The sequence below is a fragment of the Taurinivorans muris genome, assembly GCF_025232395.1.
Taxonomy (GTDB): domain Bacteria; phylum Desulfobacterota; class Desulfovibrionia; order Desulfovibrionales; family Desulfovibrionaceae; genus Taurinivorans; species Taurinivorans muris.
Genome location: NZ_CP065938.1, coordinates 755475 through 777816, shown reverse-complemented (window position 1 = coordinate 777816; position 22342 = coordinate 755475). Strand labels below are relative to the sequence as shown.

The following is a 22342-nucleotide window of genomic DNA, read 5'->3' as shown; positions in this document are numbered from 1 at the left end:
AAGAAAAGGCGATAAAAGCACAGGGCATGATAGTTGTGCTCCGGTTAAAGTCGTTGAGGTGAGAGCATACCGCCTAAGAACAATTGGAGGATAAAATGCTTGAAATGAAAAATTTGAAAAATACTGCGGACGTATTGAAATATATTGAGGAACAAAACAGAAAAGTAAAAAAGACCAAATTATATGAAGACATAAACAAAGGTTTGCTCAAAAAACAGGCGGACGGAACGTTCAAGCTTCGTGATGTCGACCGTTATTTGGTCAGCCTGCCTGTTCTCGGAACAACCGACAGCGTGGCGGAAAAAGCGAGCGAAAGGCAAAGACGAAAAGAGGAGCAGGAAATACGGCGGATCACGGCAATAGCCAATAAGGAAGAATTTGATTTGGCAGTGAAGCAAGGTAAATTCATAGCCAAGGAAAAAGTTTATCAGGAATTGGCGGCACGGGCGGTGACGCTTGGTATGCAAATAAAAACTGCGTTTGAGGTTTCTGCCGTGGAGCTTGTGGAACTGGTTGAGGGAAATCCCAAAAAGACCAACAGCCTGAAGCAGAAATTGACGGAAATTTTTGAAAACGCCTTATCGCAAAAGAAATGGACATTGAAGTCATCATAGAAAATGAGGAAATAAATGAGCCAATTATTATTGATACCGAAACAAGAGGTGCGGAAGAATAAAAAAACGGTACATGCGGGGCTTCCCGCATGGCTTCCCGAAGCTGTTGCCGGTTCTTTAGCCGGCATCAGCTCTTATGCGTTTAATTTTTCAAGTTCCGAAAGAAAGGTTTTTTTGAAGCGCAAGCCTGTTTTAATCAGCGAGTGGGCGGAACGGCATAGGGTGCTTGAGATGTCTTCCATTCCAGGAAAGTGGAAAAATATTTTTTCGCCATATTTGAAAGGCATTATGGATGCGGCGGGAACAAACGGTATAGAAACGGTGATTATCTGCAAAACGCCCCAATGCGGAGGGAGCGAGGCAAGTCATAATATAGTCGGATACTGTGTTGACCGTTCTCCCGGTCCTGTCATGTATGTGTTTCCTGATGAAATTACGGCACGGGAAAACGCCAAGGACAGAATCATACCTATGATAAAGGCAAGTCCGAGGCTTAGGGAATATCTGACAAATTATGAAAACGACATGTCAAGTCTGCGTATTAATTTCCTGCATATGCCCATTTATCTTGGCTGGTCGGGCTCTGTGTCCCGTTTGGGAAACAAGCCTATTCGCACGCTGATTTTGGATGAGCTCGACAAATACAAAGACCCGAAAAACGAAGCGACTTCCGAAGCATTGGCGGAAAAGCGAACCACAACATGGGGGAGCAGGAAAAAAATCATAAAAATTTCCACGCCGACAAAAGCAGGCTCAAGCAAAATTTGGAAAGCACTGACTGAAGAGGCGGAGGCTCGTTTTGATTATTATGTAAAATGTCCCGATTGCGGTTTTGTGCAGCTCATGCGTTTTGAAAATATCACATGGGAGGGCAAAAAGCCCGTTATTGATGAAAAGGACGAAAATATTTATGAGCGATCTATTGCTGAAAAAATTTTGAGTCATAAGCTTGCTTATTATGCGTGTGAATTTTGCGGTACGCTTTGGAGCGATGAAAAAAGGGATATGGCTGTTCGGCATGGTGAATGGAAGGAAAGAACATCGGGGCTGGAATTGTTTGCGCACATAAATTTATATAAGCCCATAAAAATCGGTTTTCAGATACCTTCATGGATAAGCCGTTTTGTGAGTTTGTCCGAGATTGTGAATGTCTGGTTCAAATATAAAATCAGTAATGCGACGGAAGATTATAAGGATTTTAAAAACCAGTATTGCGCCGAAGTTTGGGAAGAGATTTTTGAAGAACGGAATGAAGACGCAATTCTTGCCCTTTGCGACGACAGACCTCGGGGGATGGTTCCTGGTTTTGATTTGGAGCAAAAAACTTCCCGTGTGGCAACTCTTCTTGCTACGGTTGATACCCAGCTGCATTATTTCAGATATGTCATCCGAGCTTGGGGATACGGGGAGAATGCCGAAACATGGCTTGTTCAAGAGGGGATAGCCAAAAACATAGAACAGCTCGACCAAATTTTATGGCAAAGCGATTATATGGATAATGAAAACCGTGTGTACAAAGTGCGTGCCGCACTGGTTGACGCAATGGGACATCCGGAACGGAGCAGCGAGGTTATCAATTGGGCTTTGAAAAACAGACAACGGGTTCTTTTGTCGCAAGGGGTACATAGCCCCGCCAATCCCGTAAGCTATACGCCTTGGGAGTATTTTCCGAACAGCACAGGTTCAAAAATAAAAATCCCCGGCGGTATCATGCTGCACAGAATAGACACCACTCTTTTTAAAGGCATGCTCGCCCATGCTCTGAAAGTCAATCCTGCCGACCCCGGAGCCTTTCATCTGCACGAAAACATGAAATTGCAGCCCAATTCGCCGACGGGGATTTTAGACGGTTACGCAAAAGAAATGTGTGCCGAGGTTTGGAACGATGAAAAACACATTTGGGAAAACCCGCGGAAACGCCCCAATCATGCTTTTGACTGCGAATATATGCAATTCGCTTTGGTGTGGATATTGAACATAAAAAACATTCCCCGCCCCGAACAAAAAGCAAACGGTGCTCATCACGTCGCGCCGCCTGTGCCTACACCAAGCAGAAACGGCACCAACCTTTTAGCAAAATTGAGAAGATAAGGGAGAATTGTTATGAGTAACGTTGAAAATGAATTGTTGAACTGGAAGCAGGCTTGTACAATACTTTCCTGTTCTCGCTCCTATTTTTATAATCTTGTCAATACGGGCGTTTTGCAGGGGTTACGTCTTGGGAAAAAACAGGGTGTCAGGGTCTATAAAAAAGATTGTCTTTCTTATCTCAAAAAGAAAAAAATATAAGGAGAAAATTATGCCGGCAATCACAAGAAAAGGCGATAAAAGCACAGGGCATGACGGCTGCGCCCCGGTTGAAGCGGTCGAAGGTGCAAATAATTTTTTAGTCAACGGCAAGCCCGTTGTATTGGTGGGCGATAAATACGCTTCGCACGGTTGTTTGGTGCATAGTCCGCATCAGGGACAACTTGCGGAAGGCAGTCCTAGCTTTTTCGTAAACGGCAAACCTGTCGGCAGAGTGGGCGACCCCATAAGCTGCGGCGGAACCGTGGCGGAGGGAGCAAGTAACTTCATAGTCGGCAACGGAAACGAACAATTAAGAAATAAGCTTATGTGTGAGCATAACGAGATACTGACCCGTTACACCAGAAAACGGGATGACGATATATTCTTCTGTCTGCCGCTGATTGCCGATGCAATGGGAAATAAAGCCAATGAAAAAGACAGAATAGGCTGGCATTATCTGCGGGATATGTTTTATAAATGGCTTGCAGGCAAAGCCAATGATGTTCCGCAAAATAATCCCAATCCCTTTTGGGTAGATATTGATTGGGTGCTGAGTTATGAAAATGCAAAAAAAATATGGGACAAAGCAATAGACGAGAAAATTTTAAATGATGTTGCCCAAAATGGATTAAAAGCCAAACTTGAAAGAATAGGCTATATTGCAGAAAAAAGAACAGAATTTGACTTTATTAATATTCCTTTTTCAGAATGGGATAACGAACATTATCAGCATCTTTCTTTTAAAATAACTGATTTTGGTATCGAAGAACTTTGGAATGACTTTACTGGCTTATTTGTTGTTCTTGGTAGTTTTACATTTAAATTTTTAGCCAAAGGTAAAATTCTGTATACTGAAAATGGTTTTGACATACAAATAGAACAAGTTGCAGGCTTTGTGCATGATGTCTTCAATTTTGATGAAGATTATTATGGAGATTTTTTAGGCTTTTGGAATTGTGCAGATAAACAAATGAATATTTATGAATTTATTGATGGTCAAATGATGAGTAATGCAAGATTTAGAAATTTTAGAGAACATAATAAACTGGGCAACGATTTTGTTGTATTATCAAAGCAAAAATTGATTGACATAACAAATAACAAATAACAAATAATAAATAATAATTATGAATAGTTATAGAAGAATATTTCATATTATTTTTTCATACATATTGATTTTTTTACCAATAATTATTAATTTTTTGGGTTATCTTTTTACTGGTTATGATATAGGTTTTTGCATCAAAAACTCAATTAGGCTTTATAAATTTATTTTTTCATCTTATTTTGAACCGTATTATTTTTTAATAACTCATATTATTCTTTGCTTCTTTTCTGTACATAGAACCATAAAATTTTGGAAGCACCCAACGAGAAAAAATTTATCTTGGTTGTATTTGGTTAATAGTGTACTGTTAGGCATTATCGGTATTATTTTATTAATGATTTTCAGGGACCTCTTTTTTAGTCAATGGTATCCTCGCTTTCCATTTCTGTAAGGCTCATTTCTTTCCTAACAGGAATAATTTTGTCGCTTTCACTGTCAAGCCCGTTGTATTGGTGGGCGATAAATACGCTTCGCACGGTTGTTTGGTGCATAGTCCGCATCAGGGACAACTTGCGGAAGGCAGTCCTAGCTTTTTTGTAAACGGCAAACCTGTCGGCAGAGTGGGCGACCCCATAAGCTGCGGCGGAACCGTGGCGGAGGGAGCAAGTAACTTCATAGTCGGCAACGGAAACGAACAATTAAGAAATAAGCTTATGTGTGAGCATAACGAGATACTGACCCGTTACACCAGAAAACGGGATGACGATATATTCTTCTGTCTGCCGCTGATTGCCGACGCAATGGGAAATAAAGCTAATGAAAAGGACAGAATAGGCTGGCATTATCTGCGGGATATGTTTTATAAATGGCTTGCAGGTGAAGCAAATGATGTGCCGCAAAATAATCCCAATCCCTTTTGGGTGGATATTGATTGGGTGCTAAGATATTTTCCAAAAGAATTTTTAACTATTACCTTTCCTCTCAATGCAACAACCGCAAGAGCAATTGATTCATTAAATACTATTCTTACCCGTGAGGGGTATTTTGAAAAACGGAATAAAGAATTTGATTTTATCAATAGCCCATGGCAGGAATGGGAAAAATACTATTATCAGCGTTTTGATGTGGAAGAGCGTCACTTGGTTGAAATAGGAATAATTGCAGCCTTGGAAACTTTTACTTTTCGCTTTTTGTCAAAAGGAAAAATTGAATACTTAGACGAAAATAAATATAAAATTATCGTTGAACAAGTTGCAGTTTTTGTGCATGATGTCTTTAATTTTGAGGGTAAAGGAACTCTTTTTTTTGATTATTTAGGTTATTGGAGTTGTGAAGAAAAAGATGTAAGTGGTGTTCCTAAAAATAATCGCTATGAAGCAATGAATAATGCAAAGTTTAGAGAATTTAGAGAATATAATAAAATTGGTAATGATTTTTTAGTGTTGTCACATCCTAAAATAATTGACAATTTTATTGAATATATTTATGATTATAACCATGAATAAAATATTAGTCACTATAAAAAATTGTTTAGTAATACAGGTTATAACTATTATAGTTTTTAACTTTTTTTTATCTAAAATTTTACCAAATGACGATAATATTTTTAAAGTTTTATTAGGTTATTTTAGAGGTATTCCCTTAGGTTTTTATTATATGTTTAACTCAGAGTTAAAGTTTATTTTATGGCCACTATTATTATTAACAATTTTTATAACAATATTCTTTATAAAAAAACAAAATAACACATTAACTTTTTTATTTTATTTTTTTTATACCTTTGTTTGGGCTTGTCCGGGATATTATCTAATTCTTTTTTTAGTATTTTTCATACAGAGTGACAGTTCGAGAATATATTAAAAATCCAACTCTCTCAAAAGGTGCGTAACGCACCTTTTTTATTGAATAAAACTCAAAAATTTTTGTCCATAGTGTCCATAGCGTCCATAGTGTCCACGACAAGTTTTAAAAAATGTTTTAGTTTGTCATATTATGAGTATTTGGACGAAAGAAGAATTAAAGACGCACATAGCTGCCTATAAAGAGGCTTTGCTTTCCTGTTCGCAAGGCAAGTCTTATTCCGTCGGCTCCCGTTCACTGACCCGTTCCGATATTCCCGAAATTCGGGAAATGCTCGGCTATTATGAAGAAGAACTCAATAAGCTGGATAAGGTGAAGTCTTCTTTTATCGTACAAGCTAAAATCCACGGTTCTTTCAGGCGGTAGTCATGGCGAATGCGATTTTACAAGGCAGGAAACTTCCAAGCACGAGTTATGAGGCTGGCTCGAACCGAGGCTCCATAGCGGGCTATTTTCCCGTCCGCACCTATTCCAAGGAATGGGAGGAAAACGAACGTTTATTGTCCAGTATCCGTGCCGATGATTTGGTCGCCAACGACTGGGCGGCGAAAAGCGCGACAAACGCCATAGTGACGAACAGCGTAGGCACGGGGCTTACGCCGCAGTCAGCCATTGCGTACCAGGAACTTGACATGTCCCCTGAAGAAGCGAATGCGCTGCAAAGCAAAATGGAATGGCTGTGGTACGAATGGACGGAAGAATGCCATTACCGAAACAGTCTTTCCTTTGACAGCCTGCAGGCTTTGGCAGTGCGTTCTTTGGTTCGCAACGGCGAGTTTCTGCACTTGCCTGTCATGGAGTTTCGTCCCGGAAACAAATTCGCTCTGAAGCTCCAAGACATAAAACCTCACAGGCTCTGTACGCCGTGCGATAAGAAGACAAATCCGCTCATTCACGACGGAGTGGAAATCACGGAAACAGGCATTCCCACGCATTATTGGATTTGCAGCCCCCGTCCGAGCAATATTATTTTGACTGAACAAAATTACTCTTCAAGCGAATTTAGGAAAATACCCGCAAAAATTGGGCACAGAAGAGGGATTTTTCATATTTTTATTCCGGATGAGGAAGAGAAGTATCGGGGAATTTCAGACCTTTCCGCCGGCATAAAATTCTTCAAGCATTTCAATGACGCTATCGACTACGAACTTGTTGCTCAGATAATAGCCGCAAGTTTTCCCGTGTTCATCAGCCTGGAAAAAAACAAGCAGGAACTGCCCTATGGCGTCGGGTTCGAAAAAAAGGAAGAAAATCCCCGTTATTTTCAGGAAATCAATCCCGGCTCAATCATGTACGGCAACGAGGGTGAAAAGCCGGAAATTTTGGAAAGCAAACGTCCGAGCCAGAACTTTTTGAGTTTCTGCGAGCTTGTTCTGCGCTCCGCTTCCGCATCTCTCGGTTTGCCATACGAGGAAGTCAGCAAGGATTTTTCAAAGACGATGTATTCGTCCGCCCGTGCGGCTATGATTGGTGCGTGGCGGATTTACGGCATTTACCGTGAGTTTTTCCGTCGGCATTACTGCCAGCCGCTTTGGAACATGGTCATGGAAGAGGCGTATTTGCGGGGATATCTGAACTTGCCTGCCGGAATGGATTTTTATAAAGCGCTTCCGTTTTTATGCAACTGCCGCTGGATAGGACCCGCCCGCGGTTACATCGACCCGCTGAAAGAGGTTCAGGCGAACATACTGGCGATAGACCATGACATCATGACTATGTCGGACAGCATTGCCGAGCGCGGCAGCGATTTTGATGAAACCATAAATCAGCGTGAATATGAAGAGCGGCGTATGCAAAAATTGCGGAGCCTACGAAATCCCGTACAGGATAAAAAACAAACAAATCTGCAAGATACAATAAAATCTGAAAACTCAGAGGAAGAACATGACAAGTAAAGTATGGGCGATTTTGCCGTCTGTTTTGGAAGATATTGACACGGAGAAAAAAGCGGTTCTGCAAAATGCGGCGTTTTTGAATGCGTTGCTTCCTCAGGTAAGGCATACTGAAACAACTGTGCGGAACGGCGTTGCCGTCATCAGCATCGAAGGAGCTGTTTACCGTAAAAAATCTTGGTTTATGCCGGGAATGACCCATAAGCAAATCAAGAATGAAATTGAAAAAGCCCTGCAACACGATGAAGTCAAAGCCATTTTTTACAATATTTACTCTCCGGGCGGGACGGTCGCGGGAACGCAGGAGCTTGCTTCCTTCATAAAGGAAGCCGCCGCCATAAAACCAAGCTGTGCTTTTGTCGACGGCATGTGCTGTTCCGCGGCGTATTGGCTTGCGTCCGCAACCGGCAGAATTTTCGCCACACAAAGCGCGGAACTCGGCTCAATCGGCGTGGTGCTGAAACATGCGGACGCCAGCAAGTTTCTTGAAAGCGCAGGAGTGAAATACACCCACATCACTGCGGGAAGCAAAAAAAGCGTCGGAGCGAGCGAAACGCCTTTATCCGAAGATGACAAAATGTACCTGCAAAATCAGGTGAACGGCATTTATGACGTGTTTTTGCAGGAAACAGCGCAAAATATGGGGCTTGATCTGGATAAGAAACTGGAATGGGCAGACGGCAGGGTCTTTTTGGGAAGAGAAGCCGTCGCTCTTGGCTTGGTTTCAAAAATCGTAAAAACAAAAGAAGAGGCGATGAGCTGTCTTCTTGAAAACATACAGGAGAAAACAATGGCGATACCTAACATGGAACAGAAAATTTCCCATGAACAGACCTCCTCACAGCAAACGGTTTCAACAATCAGCGAAAATTTGTTTGCTATTATTGAAACCGTTTGCGGAGCGGACAATGCGGAAAAAGTCAAAACGCTTGCGGAGTCAGGGCTGACAAAAGCGCAGGTTGAGGCGCTCGGCTCCGTGATTTCCGTAAAAACGGAACAAAAAAATGCGGAAGCGGTGCGGGAAACCAATCAGCAAATCTTGGCGGCGCTTATCGCGGCAAGTCCCGATGCCGTAAACAGTGCTTCAAACATGAACAAAGCAACGGACGAAGAGCAAACACTCATTGAAAGAATAGGAAACATGAAAGGATAAGAATATGCAGCATATTGAAACCTATCAAAGAAAAGCTTTTTTGCGCGACCACCCGCCGGTCATGGTAAAGGTCGAGCTTGCTTCGCAGGCTGAGGAACAGACGCTTTTGGCAGGCGCCGTGCTTGGAAAAAGCGCTACCGGAATCGGGGTTTACAAGGCGGCTGACGGCGAGGAACCTATCGGCGTTTTGGTGGAAGACGTGACCGTTCCTGCAAGCGGAAATGCCGTGTCTTCAATGTATGTCCATGCGGACATGGTTTTGGAAAACATCATTTTTGATGACAGCGTTTCCGCAGACAAACAAAAAACAGCCATTGCAGCGCTTCGCGGGCAAGGCGTATATATTTATTAGGAGCAAAATATGCCGTTATCACAATTCACCCCGCGCGTTTTAACGGGGGTCATCAATATCCGTCCCGTAAACAGACGTCTGTTCACTTCCTTTTTTCAGGACAACGCCCCGAGCGAAACGGACGTGTTCGAGCTTGAAACAAGCTATCAGGGACGGAAAATGCTTCCCGCCCTGTCTTATAACAACGCAGGCACCATGCGCGACGGCGAAGTCAGAACGCTTTCAGCCGTAAAGGCGCCTATTTTCAAACCCAAAAGAACCTTCACCGCGGCGGATAAATTTGTCCGTTCCAAAGGCATGACGCCCTATGACCATCAAGACCCGCTCGAACGAGCCATTGCGGAAGACATGGACGCCCACATTTCCGACATCGAATACATGAAAGAAATCATGTGCGCGAACGCCCTTGTGAACGGGAAAATTCCGCTTTGGAACAGCGTGAACGGCAAAGTCGGACAAATCGGTGAAATTGACTACAACCGCCCCGCAAGCCATACGGTGACGCTGTCCGGCACTGCCGTATGGAGCGACCCCTCTTCCGAACTCCGGGAGCAGGCTGAACAGTATTCAGCTATGATCATGGAAGCGACGGGCGGTTTCGGCGCAACGGACGTCATCATGGGGACAAAGGCGTTTTCGCTTTTTCTGAAGCATGCCGACGTCAGAGATTTGCTCGATATGCGGAATATCCATATCGGCGAATTGAACCTGCACACCAACAGCCTTTACCGCGGCAACTGGAACGGGCTGAACATCTGGACAATCAATGCGGGCTATGTGGATTTGGCAGGCAAGCAGCAGATGTTTATCCCCGCCGACGTCGCTTTGTTCGTGGCAAGGGACGCAAAGCTTGAAATCGATTACGGTCTGCCGTCCGATCTTGACTGTACAGGTCCCACGAAAATTTTTGCCAAGCAATACAAGGAAAACGATCCGTCAGCCTATTTCACGCTTGCGGAAAGCCGCCCGCTTCCGCAGGTGAAGCATGCGGGAGCGACTGTTTCCGTAAAGGTCACGGAGGGTTAGAAGATGAAAGTAATATTGAAATACGGTCACCATAACGGCGATCGCTTTTATCATGCAGGCGAAATTCTCGACTGCGATAAAAAGCTTTTTCACCTCCTTGTGAAACAAGGTCTTGCCATTCCTGTAAAAGAAGAAAGCCCGAAAAAGGAAAACGCTCCGAAAAATCCCGATGAAAGCGGATCTCAAGCCGAAAACGGGCAAAATTCCGGTGAAGCGGATAAAACCGACGGACAGCAGGATAACGGAGCAAATGAGCCAAGTGCGCCGAATGTGTCAAATGTGGCAGAAGCGGCGAAAAGGCAAAAGGCGAAATAATGTTCAACACACAGCTTGAAAAAGACATTTCTTCAATTTTTCTCAATCTTCGGGAATTTGCGGAGCAAATTGACCTGGACGGGCAAGAAGTTCCCGCGGTTGTCGAGGATTTGGAATTGTCTCCCGACAACTCCCGTGAGGGCGTGTCTTTCGAGGGGCGGACGCTTTATCTGCATGCGGTCTGTTTGCAGTATGAATATGTCCCCCATAAGAGCTGTCTTTTGAACGGCGAAGTCTGGTATGTGCTTGAAAGTTCCGTTGAGCTTGGGCTTGCGATTGTCAAATTGTATCGGGAAAAAGCCTGATGTCCTCCTATTTGCGCGTGGAAGTTCCCAATGCGGAAGAAGTGGTGCGGGAAATGCGGCGTTTGCTTGACGCCGCCCCTGAAACCATAAACAAGGCTTCGGCAAAAGCCATGAACAGGACACTTCGGCTTATTAAGAATGAAGCGGTCAAAATAGCCAGGCGAACCTATACGGCAAATCCTCGTAGCCTGAAAAAGCGGGCGAAAATAACCAAGGCGACCTCGAAACGCCAATATGCATGTCTTGAAATCAAGGACAGAAACGGCATAGGGCTTATCAATTTCGCTTCTCGTCCCGGAAACGTCCTTTCCTGGAAAGGCGTCGCCCCGAAAAAAAGAAAGAAGTTTGTGACAAACAAGGTTCGGCGTGACGGAAAAAGAAGGGTTTTCAACGATCACGGTTCGCCTTTTGTCGCCAAAGCCGATAACAAAAAGCATATCTTTTACCGTGACGGGCGGGACAAACTGAAAAGACTTTACGGTCCGAGCCTTATCTATGCTTTGTTCGGAGCGGGCAAGGAGCTTGAAAGCCATGCGGACGAAGCGTTTTCCCGTTTATTCAAAGAAGAGTTGGACAAAATTTTGCTGTAAGGTTCTGCAATAAGGTTTCATCATGAGAAGCAAAGAACTTTTATTGGCTGTTAAAGCCCATATTTCGGAACATCTGAAAACATATTCGGAAATAAATCTGAACGTGTTCATCCATAACCTGCCCGTGCAGGAAGTTTCGGACAGTGAAAGTCTTTTTCCGTTTGTCATTCTCCGTTTCGATGAGCAGGAACTGAACGGGGAATACACGGAAAGCACGCTTGTTTTCGCTTTGGGCGTCAATGATGACTCCTCGCAGGAAAATGCGGGCTTATTGTTGGCTGAAATTTGCGATGCGCTGACGGCGGTTTTTTACAACAACAGGATAACGGGAACTTTTTTTGAAACAAAGCTTCCCATAAAAATAAAACAAGCCGAACCTGAAAAGAAATGGAACGAATACCATTTTTCAAGCATGGAACTGACTTTTTCCCATAACACTTTGCCTCCCCGTCCGCTTGGCGGGGAGTACGAAAATGAAGGTAATATCTTATGAGCCAATACAAACACGGCGTGTATACGAAAGAAATGCCCACAAGCATAGTTCCGCCCCGCATAGTGGCGACGAACACTGTTTTTGCGGTAGGCACGGCCCCCGTGCATGAGCTGGACGAAGGCAAGAAACGCTACGTCAACGAGCCCCGCATGTACAATTCCTATGATGAATTTGTCGAAGAAATGGGTTATTCGGACGATTGGATAAATTACACCTTATGCGAACTTGCTGAATGCCATTTTTCAAAATTCGGCGCGGCTCCCATTGTCTGTGTCAATGTTTTCGACCCTGAAAAACATAAGACCAACGACGAGCCCGACGCATCAAAAGTAACGACTGCCGACATTATCGGCGGCATTGACGAAAACACCCTCGAGCCGACCGGTTTGGAATGCATAGACCTTGTTTTTACGAAATTCGGTCTTGTGCCGTTCGCCATTGTCGCGCCCAAGTTTTCCACGGACATCGCAGTCGCGCAGACCATGGCGGCGAAAAGCCAAAAAATCCTCGGGCTGTTCACTGCCATGGCATATGCGGACATCGATACGAAAAAATGCAGGAAATACGCCGACATCAGCGAATACAAGCAAAATAACGGTTTGAATCTGGCAGGTCTAACGCTTTGCTGGCCTAAGGTTGCGCTTGGGGACAAGGTTTATCACCTGTCAACGCAGCTTGTCGGCAGGATCAGCGCGGAGGATGATGCCGCAGGCGGTACGCCGCAAGTCAGCCCGAGCAATAAGACGGGGTATTTCGACCGTTCGATTACCGTTATCGACGGCGTGGAAAAGGAAGTTTGGCTTACTTTGGAAAATGCGAACTACCTGAACTCCCAGGGGGTTGTGACGACGCTTAATTTTGACGGCGGATGGCGCATTTGGGGCAACAGGACTGCGGTATACCCCGGCATTACCGACCCGAAAGACAGCTACTTATGCTGCCGCAGGTTTTTCAACTGGTACATGGCGCGCTTCATTCTGACCTATTTCCAGAAAGTCGACGCTCCCATGACGAAGCGGCTTATCAAGACAATCGTGGGTTCAGCCCAGCTTGACCTTGACGGCTTCACCTCCCGCGAAGTCATCTTGGGCGGCAGGATTTCATTCCTGGAAGATGAAAACCCCGTGACGGATTTGCTGAACGGTCTGCTTCGATTCCATATTTACATCATGCCGCCCATTCCCGCGGAATCGATTGAAGGCACATTTGAACTTGACCCCGAATATTTAAAAGAACTTTTTTCCGCTTAATATAATGGAGTAAAATATGAATTACATTCCAGAACAGACAATCGCATTCCGTATCTATGCCAACGGCTCGGATTTACTCGGCGTTGCAAGCGTGGAGCTGCCGGAGCTTTCCAATCTTACCGAAACCGTTTCAGGTACGGGTGTGCTCGGCGAATACGAAAGTCCCGCCATGGGGGCATTCTCTTCCATGAGCGTAACGCTCAAATGGATCAGTCAAACGGAAAAGGCTTTTACCATGCTCAATCCTTTTGTGCCGCTCATGCTCGAGTGCAAAGGCTCGCAGCAGCGGGCTGACAAAAATACGGGTGCAAAATACACCGTTCCCGTTGAGATAACCGTATTCGGCACAGCCAAGAAAGCAAGCACCGGTTCTTTTGAAACAAACAAGAAAATGGAAAATGAAACGGAAATCGAGGCGATACGCATTATCAATACCGTCAACGGCAAACAGAAACTGCTCCTTGACAAAACCAACATGATTTATGCTGTTGACGGTATTGATATTATGCTTCCCGTCCGGGCAAATCTTGGTTTGGCTTTTTAAGCCAGCACAGGAAGTGCGAAGCCGCGCAGCGGGAGTGCAGTGTTTTTCGCATAAAACACAAACGACAGCGAGTAAGTGGCAGGACGCCACTTCGAGCGCAGCTCTAAAGTCAATTATGCTTCCCGTCCGGGCAAATCTTGGTTTGGCTTTTTAATATAAAATATTAACAGTATCTTGATTGGGGCGGTTTCGCCTCAATCAAGAACAAACAAAGGAATATGATATGAAAATCACTTTAGCTCAGGGCTATATGAAAAACGGCGAAACAATCAAAGATATAGAACTGAAAGAAAAAATCACCATAGGCATGGAAGAGGAAGCCCTTGATATGTGTATCATGCTTGGCAAGGCGACCAATATTTTAACTGCGGAAATCTGTTCTTTGGCGGTTGCCGCAGGTCTTACCTATGATGATGTCAGAAATCTGCACCCTTACGACTATAACCTCATAAAAGGCGCATACAACCGTTTTTTTTCAAAAACTCCGACAGCGGGACTGACGGAACGGCAGGCAACGGGCGAAACGGAAAAACAAGAGAATTTGATGCAGTAAAACAATTAAAAAGCCTGTACAGGGCGAAAGTTGAATTTGCCATTGCTCTGTATACGCCAATCAACGTGATAAATGAAATGACAATCCGGGAATTTGCCGGGTATATCGATATGTTAATCGCCAGGAATAAAAAATGAGCAGAAAAGAAGTTGAATACAGTTTCGCGATAGGCGCAGCCTTATCTTCAAGTTTCAGGTCTGCCGTGACAGGTGCGAAAAGGGAATTTACGGGAATTGCCAAAAGAATCCAAGAACTGGAAGAAACGGATACCAATAAAATCGGTTCGCAGTTCATACGGCAGAAAGAGCATATTAAAAATCTCGGAAAGGAGCTGACAACAGCGGAGGGAAAACTGAAACTTCTGCAAAACCAAAGCAAAGAAGCGGGCAAACATACCAAGATTTTTGAATTGCAGGTTCAGGAAGCGGAAAAAGATGTCAGCAGGCTTTCACAGGCTCTTGACAGGAATGTTGCAAGCTATCAAAGAAATATAGCCCAAATCAGAAATACGCAAGGTTCCGTGTCCGGTTTGGCGGCAAAATATGCCAATCTCTCTCTTGAAATGGAAAAGGCGAACAGCTTTCAAAACAGGTTTAAAGCCCTGCAGGAAAAGCAGGAGCGTTTCAGGGCGAACCGTTCGTCCATTCAGGCGGAAATGATGCAAACCGCTGTTCCTGCTTTTGCTCTTTCTTTGCCCATAAAACAGGCTGTTGAATTTGAAGCTTCCATGGCGGATGTGGCTAAAACCATGGACGGCATGCGTGACGATGACGGCAATCTGACAGTCAAATATTATGAAATGGAACAGGCTGTTAAAAACATGGCAAGACAAATTCCTCTGTCCCATGAAGAAATTGCAAGCCTTTTCGCTGCCGCCGGACAGCAGGGTTTGACGGAATTGTCCGATATTCAGGAATTTGTGACCATGTCTGCGCAAATGGCAACGGCGTTCGGCATAAGCCAGGAACAGGCGGCGGACGCCATCGGCGGCTATCGGGCGAGTTTGGGGCTCAGCTTCGAGGAAACTCGCTCTATGCTTGATTTGATGAACCAGTTTGCGAACATGTCTTCGGCAACGGAACAGGATATTGCGGAAGTTGTCAGACGTATTGGTTCCCTTGGCGGTCAGGCAGGTATGGCAGTAAAACCAATGACAGCGTTATCCGCAACACTTGTCAGTATGAAAGTTCCCCCTGAACAGGCAGCAACAGGTATAAAAAACTTTCTTTTAACCATGACCTCAGGTAATGCTGCCACAAAACAACAAAGTATTGCCTTTAGAAAACTTGGCTTTGATACTGTAAAACTAGCCAAAGCTATGCAGGAGGACGCCCCTAATGCTGTCTTATCCTTATTAAATTCTTTGAAAAAATTGCCTAAGCATGAGCAACTTTCAACAATGCAGACGCTTTTTGGCAAAGAAAGCTTAAACGTTATTTCTCCCTTGCTTTCACAGCTTGATTTAGTAACAAGAAATTTAGAAATTTGTGCTGATGAAACACAATATGCCGGAGCAATGGCAAAAGAAGCAGGCGTTAGGTGGCAGTCAACTGCCGGGCAGCTGCAAACATTAAAAAATAAAACAAATGAAGTCGCTATCAATTTAGGCTCTGCCTTGCTTCCGGCGATAAATGATACCATAGCCGGCGTTAGCCCGCTTATTACCAATTTTGCCGAGTTTGCAAAAGAAAATCCCGAAGTTGTAAAAAATATCGTCGGTACGGCAGGGGCTTTGCTCGGTCTGAAAATGACAACCCTTGCCGCAAGGTATGCCATAAACGGTTTGCGAACCGTCTGGACTGTGGGGAAAATAGCTGGTACAGCCTTTTCTTTTGCGGTGAAAACACAAACATATTCACTTGCGAGGCAGAAAGCCTTCATGCTGGCAAGCGCGGCGGCAACAAAAATAAGCACAGCCGCCCACTGGGCGGGAAGAAATGCCGCTTACGCTTTTTCTTTTATGACACAGCGGCAGACGTATTCTTTAGCCGCGCAAAAAGTCGCCATGCTGGCGGCCAGCACGGCGACAAAGGCGGGCACGGCGGCGCAATGGCTTTTAAATGCCGCTTTGACGGCAAACCCCATAGGCATAATTATTGTCGGTTTGGGAGCGGCGGCTGCCGCCATGTACGCCCTGTATCAAACCTGCGAGCCCGTGCGTAAGGCTTTCGACTGGGTTTTCAGCGGAATAGCGAGTTTTGTCAAGGAAATATGGGACGGGATAGTCATGTTATGGAACGGTTTGAAAAGTCTGGGGCAGGCTGTCGGGCTTATTGACGAAGATAAAGACATTGATTTGACGGTGAATAAAAATCTGTCGGAAAAATTAAGTCCCGCCGCCGATGCGGTCGCCAATCCGTTTTCGGTATTTTCCGCTTCCGCCGCCGCCGAGGATTTCATCAGTCAATCGGAATATCGACAAAACTTTTCCAATGCGCAGGATATGCAGATTTCCGTGCCTATGACGTTCAACGTCCAAGGCTTGGATCAAAACGAATTTCGCAGACAAATGGAACACGCCCGTCCCGACATTGAGGAGATAATCAGAAAAGTCATGGAAAAAATAGCACACCAGAAAGAAAGGATAAGTTTTGCAAACTAAGGAAAATTTTATGCAGACAAAACGAACAATCCAGGGCGAAGCATGGGATATCATCGCTAAAAGCAAATATGGCTCCGAGTATGAAATGCACACGCTTTTAGCGGAAAATCCCGCGTGCCTGGATACGCTGCTTTTTTCCGGCAACATTCCCGTCAATGTTCCGGAGAAAGAAAAAACGACGGTAAAAATCCCCGCCACATGGGAATGATGATTGTTAAAATATTTCGGCATGCGAGCCGAGTCTGATTAAAATGAGGGTATCCAAATCGGGCTTTTGATAAATGAGGAGTAAATCGGGTTTAATATGGCAATCTCTATACCCTTTTTTATCCCCTGTCAGCAAATGGTCGTGATGACGTTCTTCCAACGGTTCGTTATTAACAAGCTTTGCAAGCAAGGGCATAAGAAGAGCATCAAGATTTGCATTTTTTTTTTTTTCCCTTTTATAATCTTTTTTAAAAGCGTTTGTCCATTGAATGGGGGTATCAGCCATCTTTATTCAATTCCTTGAACATATTTTCCAATGAGGAGGCGGTATGAATGTTTTTTGTTTCAACGTCGTGTATGGCTTGCAGCGTTTCGGGGTTGGAAGTGAACAGTGCTGACGGAATAGCCTTTTCATGGGCGACACGGGTTAAAACAATTCTGATTATGTCGGAAATGGATAAGCCGAAATTGGCTAAAACCGTGCTTGCTTCTTCTTTTATTTCTTTATTTATGCGGGCTTGGACGATTTGGCTTTGTGACATGGCTTTTTCTCCTATGTATATGTTTGTATATTATATGTAATACATATAAATACATTTGTAAATAAATTTTTTGTCCATGGGGAAACACTGATTATGCTTAAACAGAAAATGCGCCGTGCTTATGTGAGAATTTTGTATAAAAACAAAGAGCCGGAGAAAGAAAAAACGACGGTAAAAATCCCCGCCACATGGGAATGATGGGGAATAACGAACAATAAATCTTAAAGGGTGTGTTATTTGATGGTATGGCGTTATGATAAATGCAATTCTTTTTTTATAGCTTCTTGCAATAATTGTGAAAAATTAATGTTATATTCCAAAGCCTTCGCATTGAGCCATGCGGGCAAGGTAACTGTTCTATTTACGGCTTTATTTCTGTTTGCCAAGCGGACGGCAGGCATAAAAACATCTATAAGACTGACCGTATCGTTTTTTTCAAGAGCTATTTCAGAAACAGAACTTGCAGGCGGTATCCTTTCGCCGTCTTCCTCCAATCCCATGATAGTGATGCTGATAAGCTCCCTTGATGCCAAAAAGGCTTTTTCTTCTGTTTCCGCACAGGTTGCAACGTCCAAATCGGGAACAAGTATTGCAATTCCTTTTTCACCTTCGTTTCTGAAAATAACGGGATAAACATATATGTCTTTTTGTTTTGTTTTCATGGTATTACCTTATTTCAATTCGATGTTTGCTTGTTTAAAAATGGATTTCAGCGTGCTTGGGGGAATATCTTCATAAGGGTGGCTGACGGTTACGCGTCCTTTTTTGGTCGGATGTCTGAATTGATGATGACCGCCGGTGCAGTTCACTTCATACCAGCCGTCTTGCTCCAGGATTTTTATAATTTCTTTTGAAGAATAGCCTCCCCATATAAAATAATAAAAAATATCAATATGATGAGTAAAAAATAAGCCCAATTTCTTGGGCTTATTTTTTACTCATAAGCAAGAGCTGCTTTTACTAAAAATCCTGATCGGGTAAGCCCTAATTGTTCGGCTTTTTTGTCGATGTTTTCTAAAGCTGATTTTGGGAAACTCACGGTTATTTTTACTGGTTTTTGACTGGTATCAGAAGCCTTAAAAAATTGGATAAGAGGTTCAAAAGATAAATCAAGCAATTCTGCATACTCTTTCATTTTTGCTTTAGCTTTTTTCTTTACTTCGTTCAGTTTGGAAGGTTCGGGCACATTTCTTCGTTCTCTAATATATTCTTCAAGTGTAATATTTAAAGCTTCATCTCCTAAATCAAGACATTCTTCGATAGTATCGCCTTGAGTTGTAGCTTCTGGAAAATCTGGAAAAAATACGGTATATCCAGTTTTTTTATCTTTTAAAATATATGCATAATAATATTTCATAGTGTTTGTCCTTATTATTTAAGTTTTACGCCTGTTTGCTTTTCGATATCACGGACACGCAATTCATTTATTTCATTTTGTCTGCTTATTACGCTTAAAAATTTACCTTCTTTTGAATAAACCTTAGTATGGTTTCCTCCTTCTTTGAAAATAAGCCCTGCTTCGGCTAATTTTTGGAGTATATCCTTGCGTTTCATACGTTCTCCTAGTTTTATATTAAATACGTAAATTTTTACGTATTGTCAATATTTTTTGAAACAATAAATATTTTTGTAAATAAATTTTTTGTCCATATTCTCCATATTCTCCACTACGTCCACGACAAAGCTTTTTTTCTTTGGTAGATATGATGAAAACAATAAAAGAGGGTTTGCTTATGCTTACACAAAAAACGCGTCGCGCTTATGTGAGAATTTTGTATAAAAACAAAGAGCTGACCAGGGACATCACGCAGTTCATCGCAAAATTTGAGTATACGGAACGGCTTGACGGCGAGGCTGACGATATTTCCCTTTCTTTTTTGGATAAGTACGGAACATTCATTTATGAGCATTTCCTGCCTGACCGTGGGGACACGCTCATTCCGACACTGTATTTTGAACACTGGTATAAAGAAGACGAAATCCATGAAGTTTCTTTGGGTGAGTTTGAAGTGGACGAGTTTGAAATCGAGAACAGCTTGGGCTCGCAGATTATCAGTATAAAGGCTGTGCCGGCTTTGGTAAATTCTTCATTGGCGGGACAGAAAAAAAACAGGGCTTGGGAAAATGTGAAACTCTCTGCTGTCGCAGGCGACATAGCGAACACGCAGGGCGTGGAACTGCTGTACCAAGCGAAGGAAATTCTCTTACGGCGTGTGGACCAGAAAAACCAGTCCGACCTTGTCTTTTTGGCGGGCGTTTGCAGGCAGAACGGCTTGCGCCTGAAAGTTGCTGACAACAAAATCATTATCGAAGAAAGCAAAGAGCAGGAAAAAAGACGAATCATAACCCAAAGCGATTATTGCTCGTTCAATGTGCGCGTGCAAAGTCAGGACGTGTATAACGGCGTGCATATAAAATATTACGATGCCTTGGAAGAGAAAGATTTTGAATATCAATTTACGCCACAAAACGCCCCGAAAGTTGGCAAGGTTTTGGAACTCAATGACAGGGTGAAGAACTTTGCGGAAGCGGAGCAGGTGGCTAAGGCGCGGCTTAGGGAAAAAAACAAAAAGGCTGTGGAGCTTACCATGAAAATTTATCCCAATCCGTTTATCCGTTGCGGGACAAGGCTTGAATTCAGCCCCGTGGCGTATTTGGGAGAAACCTTTATCGTTTCGGAGATGAATTACAGCCTTGACGGGAAAACGCTTTTGCAAAATTTAAAACTCAACCTCTGTTTGGAGTATTGAAATGGATATACGGGAATTATTGAGGGTCGGAACGGTTACCGTAAAAGACCCCGAAAATATGTGCTGCAGGGTGACTTTTTCAGATACGCCAACGAACGCCGTAACCTCTTACTGGCTTCCTGTTTTGGTTACCCGTGCCCATGGCGACACGTATTACGATTTGCCTGACATCGGCTCAAAGGTGCTTTGCGCTTTTTTGCCGAACGGGCACGAAGAAGGCTTTATTTTAGGCTCGTATTACCCGAAGGGAAAAGCACCCGAAACCGACGGTGATATTTATTGCCATGCGTTCAAGGACGGGACGTATATAGAATACAATAGGAAAGAGCATAGACTGTTTGCTTCCTGCGTTGGCGATGTGGAAATTACGGCGCAAAATAATATGAAAATAAATGCAGACAATGTTTCTATCAAGGCACAGGGTATTATCAACTTACTGGCTTCACAAATCATTGCTCAAGAGGGATAACTATGCCGGCAATCACAAGAAAAGGCGATAAAAGTACGGGGCATGATAATTGCGCCCCGGTTGAAGCGATCGAAGGCGCAAATAATTTTTTAGTCAATGGCAAGCCCGTTGTTTTGGTTGGCGATAAATACGCTTCGCACGGTTGTTTGGTGCATAGTTCGCATCAAGGACAACTTGCAGGGGGCAGTTCCTCGTTTTTTGTCAATGGGCGTGCCGTGGGGCGGGTAGGCGATCCCATAAGCTGCGGAGGAACCGTGGCGGAGGGAGATAGTTTTTTCATTATTGGCAACGGGAATGAGAAAGCTTTGAATAAAGCAGGGTATGAATTAAAAAAAACAGTTACACGACATACAAGAAGAAAAGAAGACGATATTTTCTTCTGCCTGCCGCTGATTGCCGACGCAATGGGCAATAAAGCCAATGAAAAAGACAGAATAGGCTGGCATTATCTGCGGGATATGTTTTATAAATGGCTTGCAGGTGAAGCAAATGATGTGCCGCAAAATAATCCCAATCCCTTTTGGGTGGATATTGATTGGGTGTTAAGTTATGAAAAAGCCGAAGAACAATGGAATAAGGCTATAGAAGAATTAATTTTAAATGAAAACGCAATAAAAGAAATAAAATCTCATCTGATAGAATTGGGTTATATTGCAGAAAAAAGAACGGAATTTGATTTTATCAATATCCCTTTTTCAGAATGGGACAAACATCATTATCAGCATATATCTATTGATTTTTACGACTGGAATTTAATTGTTGAAGCCTTTACCCAATTTACAGGGTTGTTTGTAGCTTTAGGAAGTTTTACTTTCAAGTTCTTAGCTAAAGGAAAAATAGAATATCATGAAAACGACTTTTCTGTTCAGATAGAACAGCTAGCAGGTTTTGTACATGATTTATTTAATTTTGAACCTTCAGAATTTCGTCCGAAAGATATTTTAGGATATTGGAACTGCGCAGACAGGCAGATGAATATTTATGAATTTATTGATGGCAAATTAATGACTAATGGAAGATTTAGAATATTTAGAAAGCATAATAAGATTGGAAATGATTTTATAGTATTATCCAATCAAAAATTAATTGACCTATCTGCAATTATTTAGTATTTTCATCAAATGAATATACAAAATAAAAAATTTCATATTTTTTTGTCTTTTTCTTTAATTTTTTTACCTTATATAATCCTTGTAGGAATTTTCAATATTTTTCTTTATTTTTATCATGGTTATAATGAGTTTCTTATTGTAGATTGTTATGCTATGTTATATTATTTTTTTATTGAAGGATTATTTAAATTTGAAGAAGCTTGGGGGTATTGTTATCTTTTTAGTGCATATTATACATTAATTATAGAGTGTTTTTTTCCTACTCTTATGGGAATGATATATTTATATTTATCAAGTAAGGTGACGTATAATTTTTGGAAAAATCAGACGAAGCAAAATAAACGCCGTTTGTATTTGGTAAATAGTTTTTTGATAA

29 protein-coding genes and 1 pseudogene are annotated in these 22342 nt (G+C 42.9%); 23 read left to right on the top strand and 7 right to left on the bottom strand.

The genetic code is table 11. The features are described 5' to 3' along the window. Positions 1–95 precede the first annotated feature (95 nt). The 4 genes from JBF11_RS03685 to JBF11_RS03670 are packed head-to-tail and all read left to right on the top strand — an operon-like array spanning position 96 to position 4011. Entirely contained in the window at positions 96–614 is a 519-nt protein-coding gene (locus JBF11_RS03685) for a hypothetical protein (RefSeq protein ID WP_334316032.1), read from the top strand. 15 nt (positions 615–629) lie between these two features. After that, the gene (locus JBF11_RS03680; RefSeq protein ID WP_334316031.1) at positions 630–2705 is read left to right on the top strand and encodes a terminase gpA endonuclease subunit; all 2076 of its coding nucleotides are present in this window, start codon (positions 630–632) and stop codon (positions 2703–2705) included. Positions 2706–2717: 12 nt separating this feature from the next. After that, positions 2718–2903, top strand: a complete 186-nt coding sequence (locus tag JBF11_RS03675) for a helix-turn-helix transcriptional regulator (protein WP_334316030.1) — start codon at positions 2718–2720, stop codon at positions 2901–2903. Positions 2904–2913: 10 nt separating this feature from the next. Next, positions 2914–4011 carry a DUF6402 family protein gene (locus JBF11_RS03670; RefSeq protein ID WP_334316029.1) on the top strand — a complete coding sequence of 366 codons (1098 nt, stop codon included), beginning with the start codon at positions 2914–2916 and terminating at the stop codon, positions 4009–4011. A gap of 356 nt (positions 4012–4367) precedes the next feature. Here JBF11_RS03670 and JBF11_RS03665 read toward each other — a convergent pair whose 3' ends face one another. Next, a complete protein-coding gene (locus JBF11_RS03665) occupies positions 4368–4502 on the bottom strand; it encodes a hypothetical protein (protein ID WP_334316028.1) in 135 nt (44 codons plus the stop codon). On the opposite strand from JBF11_RS03665, the pseudogene JBF11_RS10120 reads away from it, so the two are divergent. The 16 genes and pseudogenes from JBF11_RS10120 to JBF11_RS03590 all read left to right on the top strand — a co-directional run. Beyond that, positions 4464–4547 (top strand): annotated as a pseudogene (locus tag JBF11_RS10120) (hypothetical protein); the annotation flags it as partial. The gene JBF11_RS03665 and the pseudogene JBF11_RS10120 sit on opposite strands and share 39 nt — an antisense overlap. A gap of 54 nt (positions 4548–4601) precedes the next feature. After that, a complete protein-coding gene (locus tag JBF11_RS03660; RefSeq protein WP_334316027.1) occupies positions 4602–5456 on the top strand; it encodes a DUF6402 family protein in 855 nt (284 codons plus the stop codon). Between the two features lie 487 nt (positions 5457–5943). Continuing rightward, a complete protein-coding gene (locus tag JBF11_RS03655; protein ID WP_334316026.1) occupies positions 5944–6177 on the top strand; it encodes a DUF6148 family protein in 234 nt (77 codons plus the stop codon). A 2-nt stretch (positions 6178–6179) separates the two neighbouring features. Continuing rightward, positions 6180–7706: a phage portal protein gene (locus tag JBF11_RS03650; RefSeq protein ID WP_334316025.1), complete on the top strand. Its 1527-nt coding sequence runs from the start codon at positions 6180–6182 to the stop codon at positions 7704–7706. Next, positions 7696–8856, top strand: coding sequence for a signal peptide peptidase SppA (sppA, locus tag JBF11_RS03645; protein WP_334316024.1), 1161 nt, complete (start codon positions 7696–7698; stop codon positions 8854–8856). Before JBF11_RS03650 ends, sppA begins: the two co-directional genes overlap by 11 nt. A gap of 4 nt (positions 8857–8860) precedes the next feature. Further along, positions 8861–9208, top strand: a complete 348-nt coding sequence (locus JBF11_RS03640; protein ID WP_334316023.1) for a head decoration protein — start codon at positions 8861–8863, stop codon at positions 9206–9208. Between the two features lie 9 nt (positions 9209–9217). Next, a complete protein-coding gene (locus tag JBF11_RS03635; RefSeq protein WP_334316022.1) occupies positions 9218–10234 on the top strand; it encodes a major capsid protein in 1017 nt (338 codons plus the stop codon). Positions 10235–10237: 3 nt separating this feature from the next. Continuing rightward, positions 10238–10549, top strand: coding sequence for a hypothetical protein (locus JBF11_RS03630; RefSeq protein ID WP_334316021.1), 312 nt, complete (start codon positions 10238–10240; stop codon positions 10547–10549). After that, positions 10549–10854, top strand: a complete 306-nt coding sequence (locus tag JBF11_RS03625; protein WP_334316020.1) for a hypothetical protein — start codon at positions 10549–10551, stop codon at positions 10852–10854. Before JBF11_RS03630 ends, JBF11_RS03625 begins: the two co-directional genes overlap by 1 nt. Then, complete coding sequence (locus tag JBF11_RS03620; protein WP_334316019.1) at positions 10854–11444, top strand: phage tail protein; 591 nt, start codon at positions 10854–10856, stop codon at positions 11442–11444. Before JBF11_RS03625 ends, JBF11_RS03620 begins: the two co-directional genes overlap by 1 nt. Positions 11445–11466: 22 nt before the next feature. Next, complete coding sequence (locus tag JBF11_RS03615) at positions 11467–11937, top strand: hypothetical protein (protein WP_334316018.1); 471 nt, start codon at positions 11467–11469, stop codon at positions 11935–11937. Beyond that, entirely contained in the window at positions 11934–13187 is a 1254-nt protein-coding gene (locus JBF11_RS03610; protein ID WP_334316017.1) for a phage tail sheath family protein, read from the top strand. The genes JBF11_RS03615 and JBF11_RS03610 overlap by 4 nt, the downstream gene beginning before the upstream one ends. A gap of 16 nt (positions 13188–13203) precedes the next feature. Then, positions 13204–13731, top strand: a complete 528-nt coding sequence (locus tag JBF11_RS03605) for a phage major tail tube protein (protein ID WP_334316016.1) — start codon at positions 13204–13206, stop codon at positions 13729–13731. A 223-nt stretch (positions 13732–13954) separates the two neighbouring features. Continuing rightward, positions 13955–14284 carry a phage tail assembly protein gene (locus tag JBF11_RS03600; protein ID WP_334316015.1) on the top strand — a complete coding sequence of 110 codons (330 nt, stop codon included), beginning with the start codon at positions 13955–13957 and terminating at the stop codon, positions 14282–14284. Positions 14285–14417: 133 nt separating this feature from the next. Next, positions 14418–16886, top strand: a complete 2469-nt coding sequence (locus JBF11_RS03595) for a phage tail tape measure protein (protein WP_334316014.1) — start codon at positions 14418–14420, stop codon at positions 16884–16886. Positions 16887–16896: 10 nt separating this feature from the next. Continuing rightward, the gene (locus tag JBF11_RS03590) at positions 16897–17094 is read left to right on the top strand and encodes a tail protein X (RefSeq protein ID WP_334316013.1); all 198 of its coding nucleotides are present in this window, start codon (positions 16897–16899) and stop codon (positions 17092–17094) included. A gap of 6 nt (positions 17095–17100) precedes the next feature. On the opposite strand, the gene JBF11_RS03585 is transcribed toward JBF11_RS03590, so the two are convergent. From JBF11_RS03585 to JBF11_RS03560, 6 genes are all read right to left on the bottom strand, one after another. After that, positions 17101–17379: a type II toxin-antitoxin system YafQ family toxin gene (locus JBF11_RS03585; protein ID WP_334316012.1), complete on the bottom strand. Its 279-nt coding sequence runs from the start codon at positions 17377–17379 to the stop codon at positions 17101–17103. Next, entirely contained in the window at positions 17372–17635 is a 264-nt protein-coding gene (locus JBF11_RS03580) for a type II toxin-antitoxin system RelB/DinJ family antitoxin (protein ID WP_334316011.1), read from the bottom strand. Before JBF11_RS03580 ends, JBF11_RS03585 begins: the two co-directional genes overlap by 8 nt. A 251-nt stretch (positions 17636–17886) precedes the next feature. Continuing rightward, positions 17887–18297, bottom strand: coding sequence for a type II toxin-antitoxin system HicB family antitoxin (locus JBF11_RS03575; protein WP_334316010.1), 411 nt, complete (start codon positions 18295–18297; stop codon positions 17887–17889). A 9-nt stretch (positions 18298–18306) separates the two neighbouring features. Continuing rightward, positions 18307–18552 carry a type II toxin-antitoxin system HicA family toxin gene (locus tag JBF11_RS03570; protein ID WP_334316009.1) on the bottom strand — a complete coding sequence of 82 codons (246 nt, stop codon included), beginning with the start codon at positions 18550–18552 and terminating at the stop codon, positions 18307–18309. Between the two features lie 17 nt (positions 18553–18569). Then, positions 18570–18992, bottom strand: coding sequence for a type II toxin-antitoxin system HicB family antitoxin (locus JBF11_RS03565; protein WP_334316008.1), 423 nt, complete (start codon positions 18990–18992; stop codon positions 18570–18572). A 14-nt stretch (positions 18993–19006) separates the two neighbouring features. Further along, positions 19007–19189, bottom strand: a complete 183-nt coding sequence (locus JBF11_RS03560) for a type II toxin-antitoxin system HicA family toxin (protein ID WP_334316007.1) — start codon at positions 19187–19189, stop codon at positions 19007–19009. Positions 19190–19368: 179 nt separating this feature from the next. Here JBF11_RS03560 and JBF11_RS03555 point away from each other — a divergent pair, with 179 nt between their 5' ends. The 3 genes from JBF11_RS03555 to JBF11_RS03545 are packed head-to-tail and all read left to right on the top strand — an operon-like array spanning position 19369 to position 21963. Further along, positions 19369–20385, top strand: coding sequence for a phage late control D family protein (locus JBF11_RS03555; protein WP_334316006.1), 1017 nt, complete (start codon positions 19369–19371; stop codon positions 20383–20385). A gap of 1 nt (position 20386) precedes the next feature. Further along, complete coding sequence (locus JBF11_RS03550) at positions 20387–20854, top strand: phage baseplate assembly protein V (protein ID WP_334316005.1); 468 nt, start codon at positions 20387–20389, stop codon at positions 20852–20854. 2 nt (positions 20855–20856) lie between these two features. Further along, positions 20857–21963 (top strand): DUF6402 family protein, encoded by a 1107-nt coding sequence (locus JBF11_RS03545; protein WP_334316004.1) that lies wholly within the window; start codon positions 20857–20859, stop codon positions 21961–21963. The last annotated feature ends 379 nt before the right edge of the window (positions 21964–22342 follow it).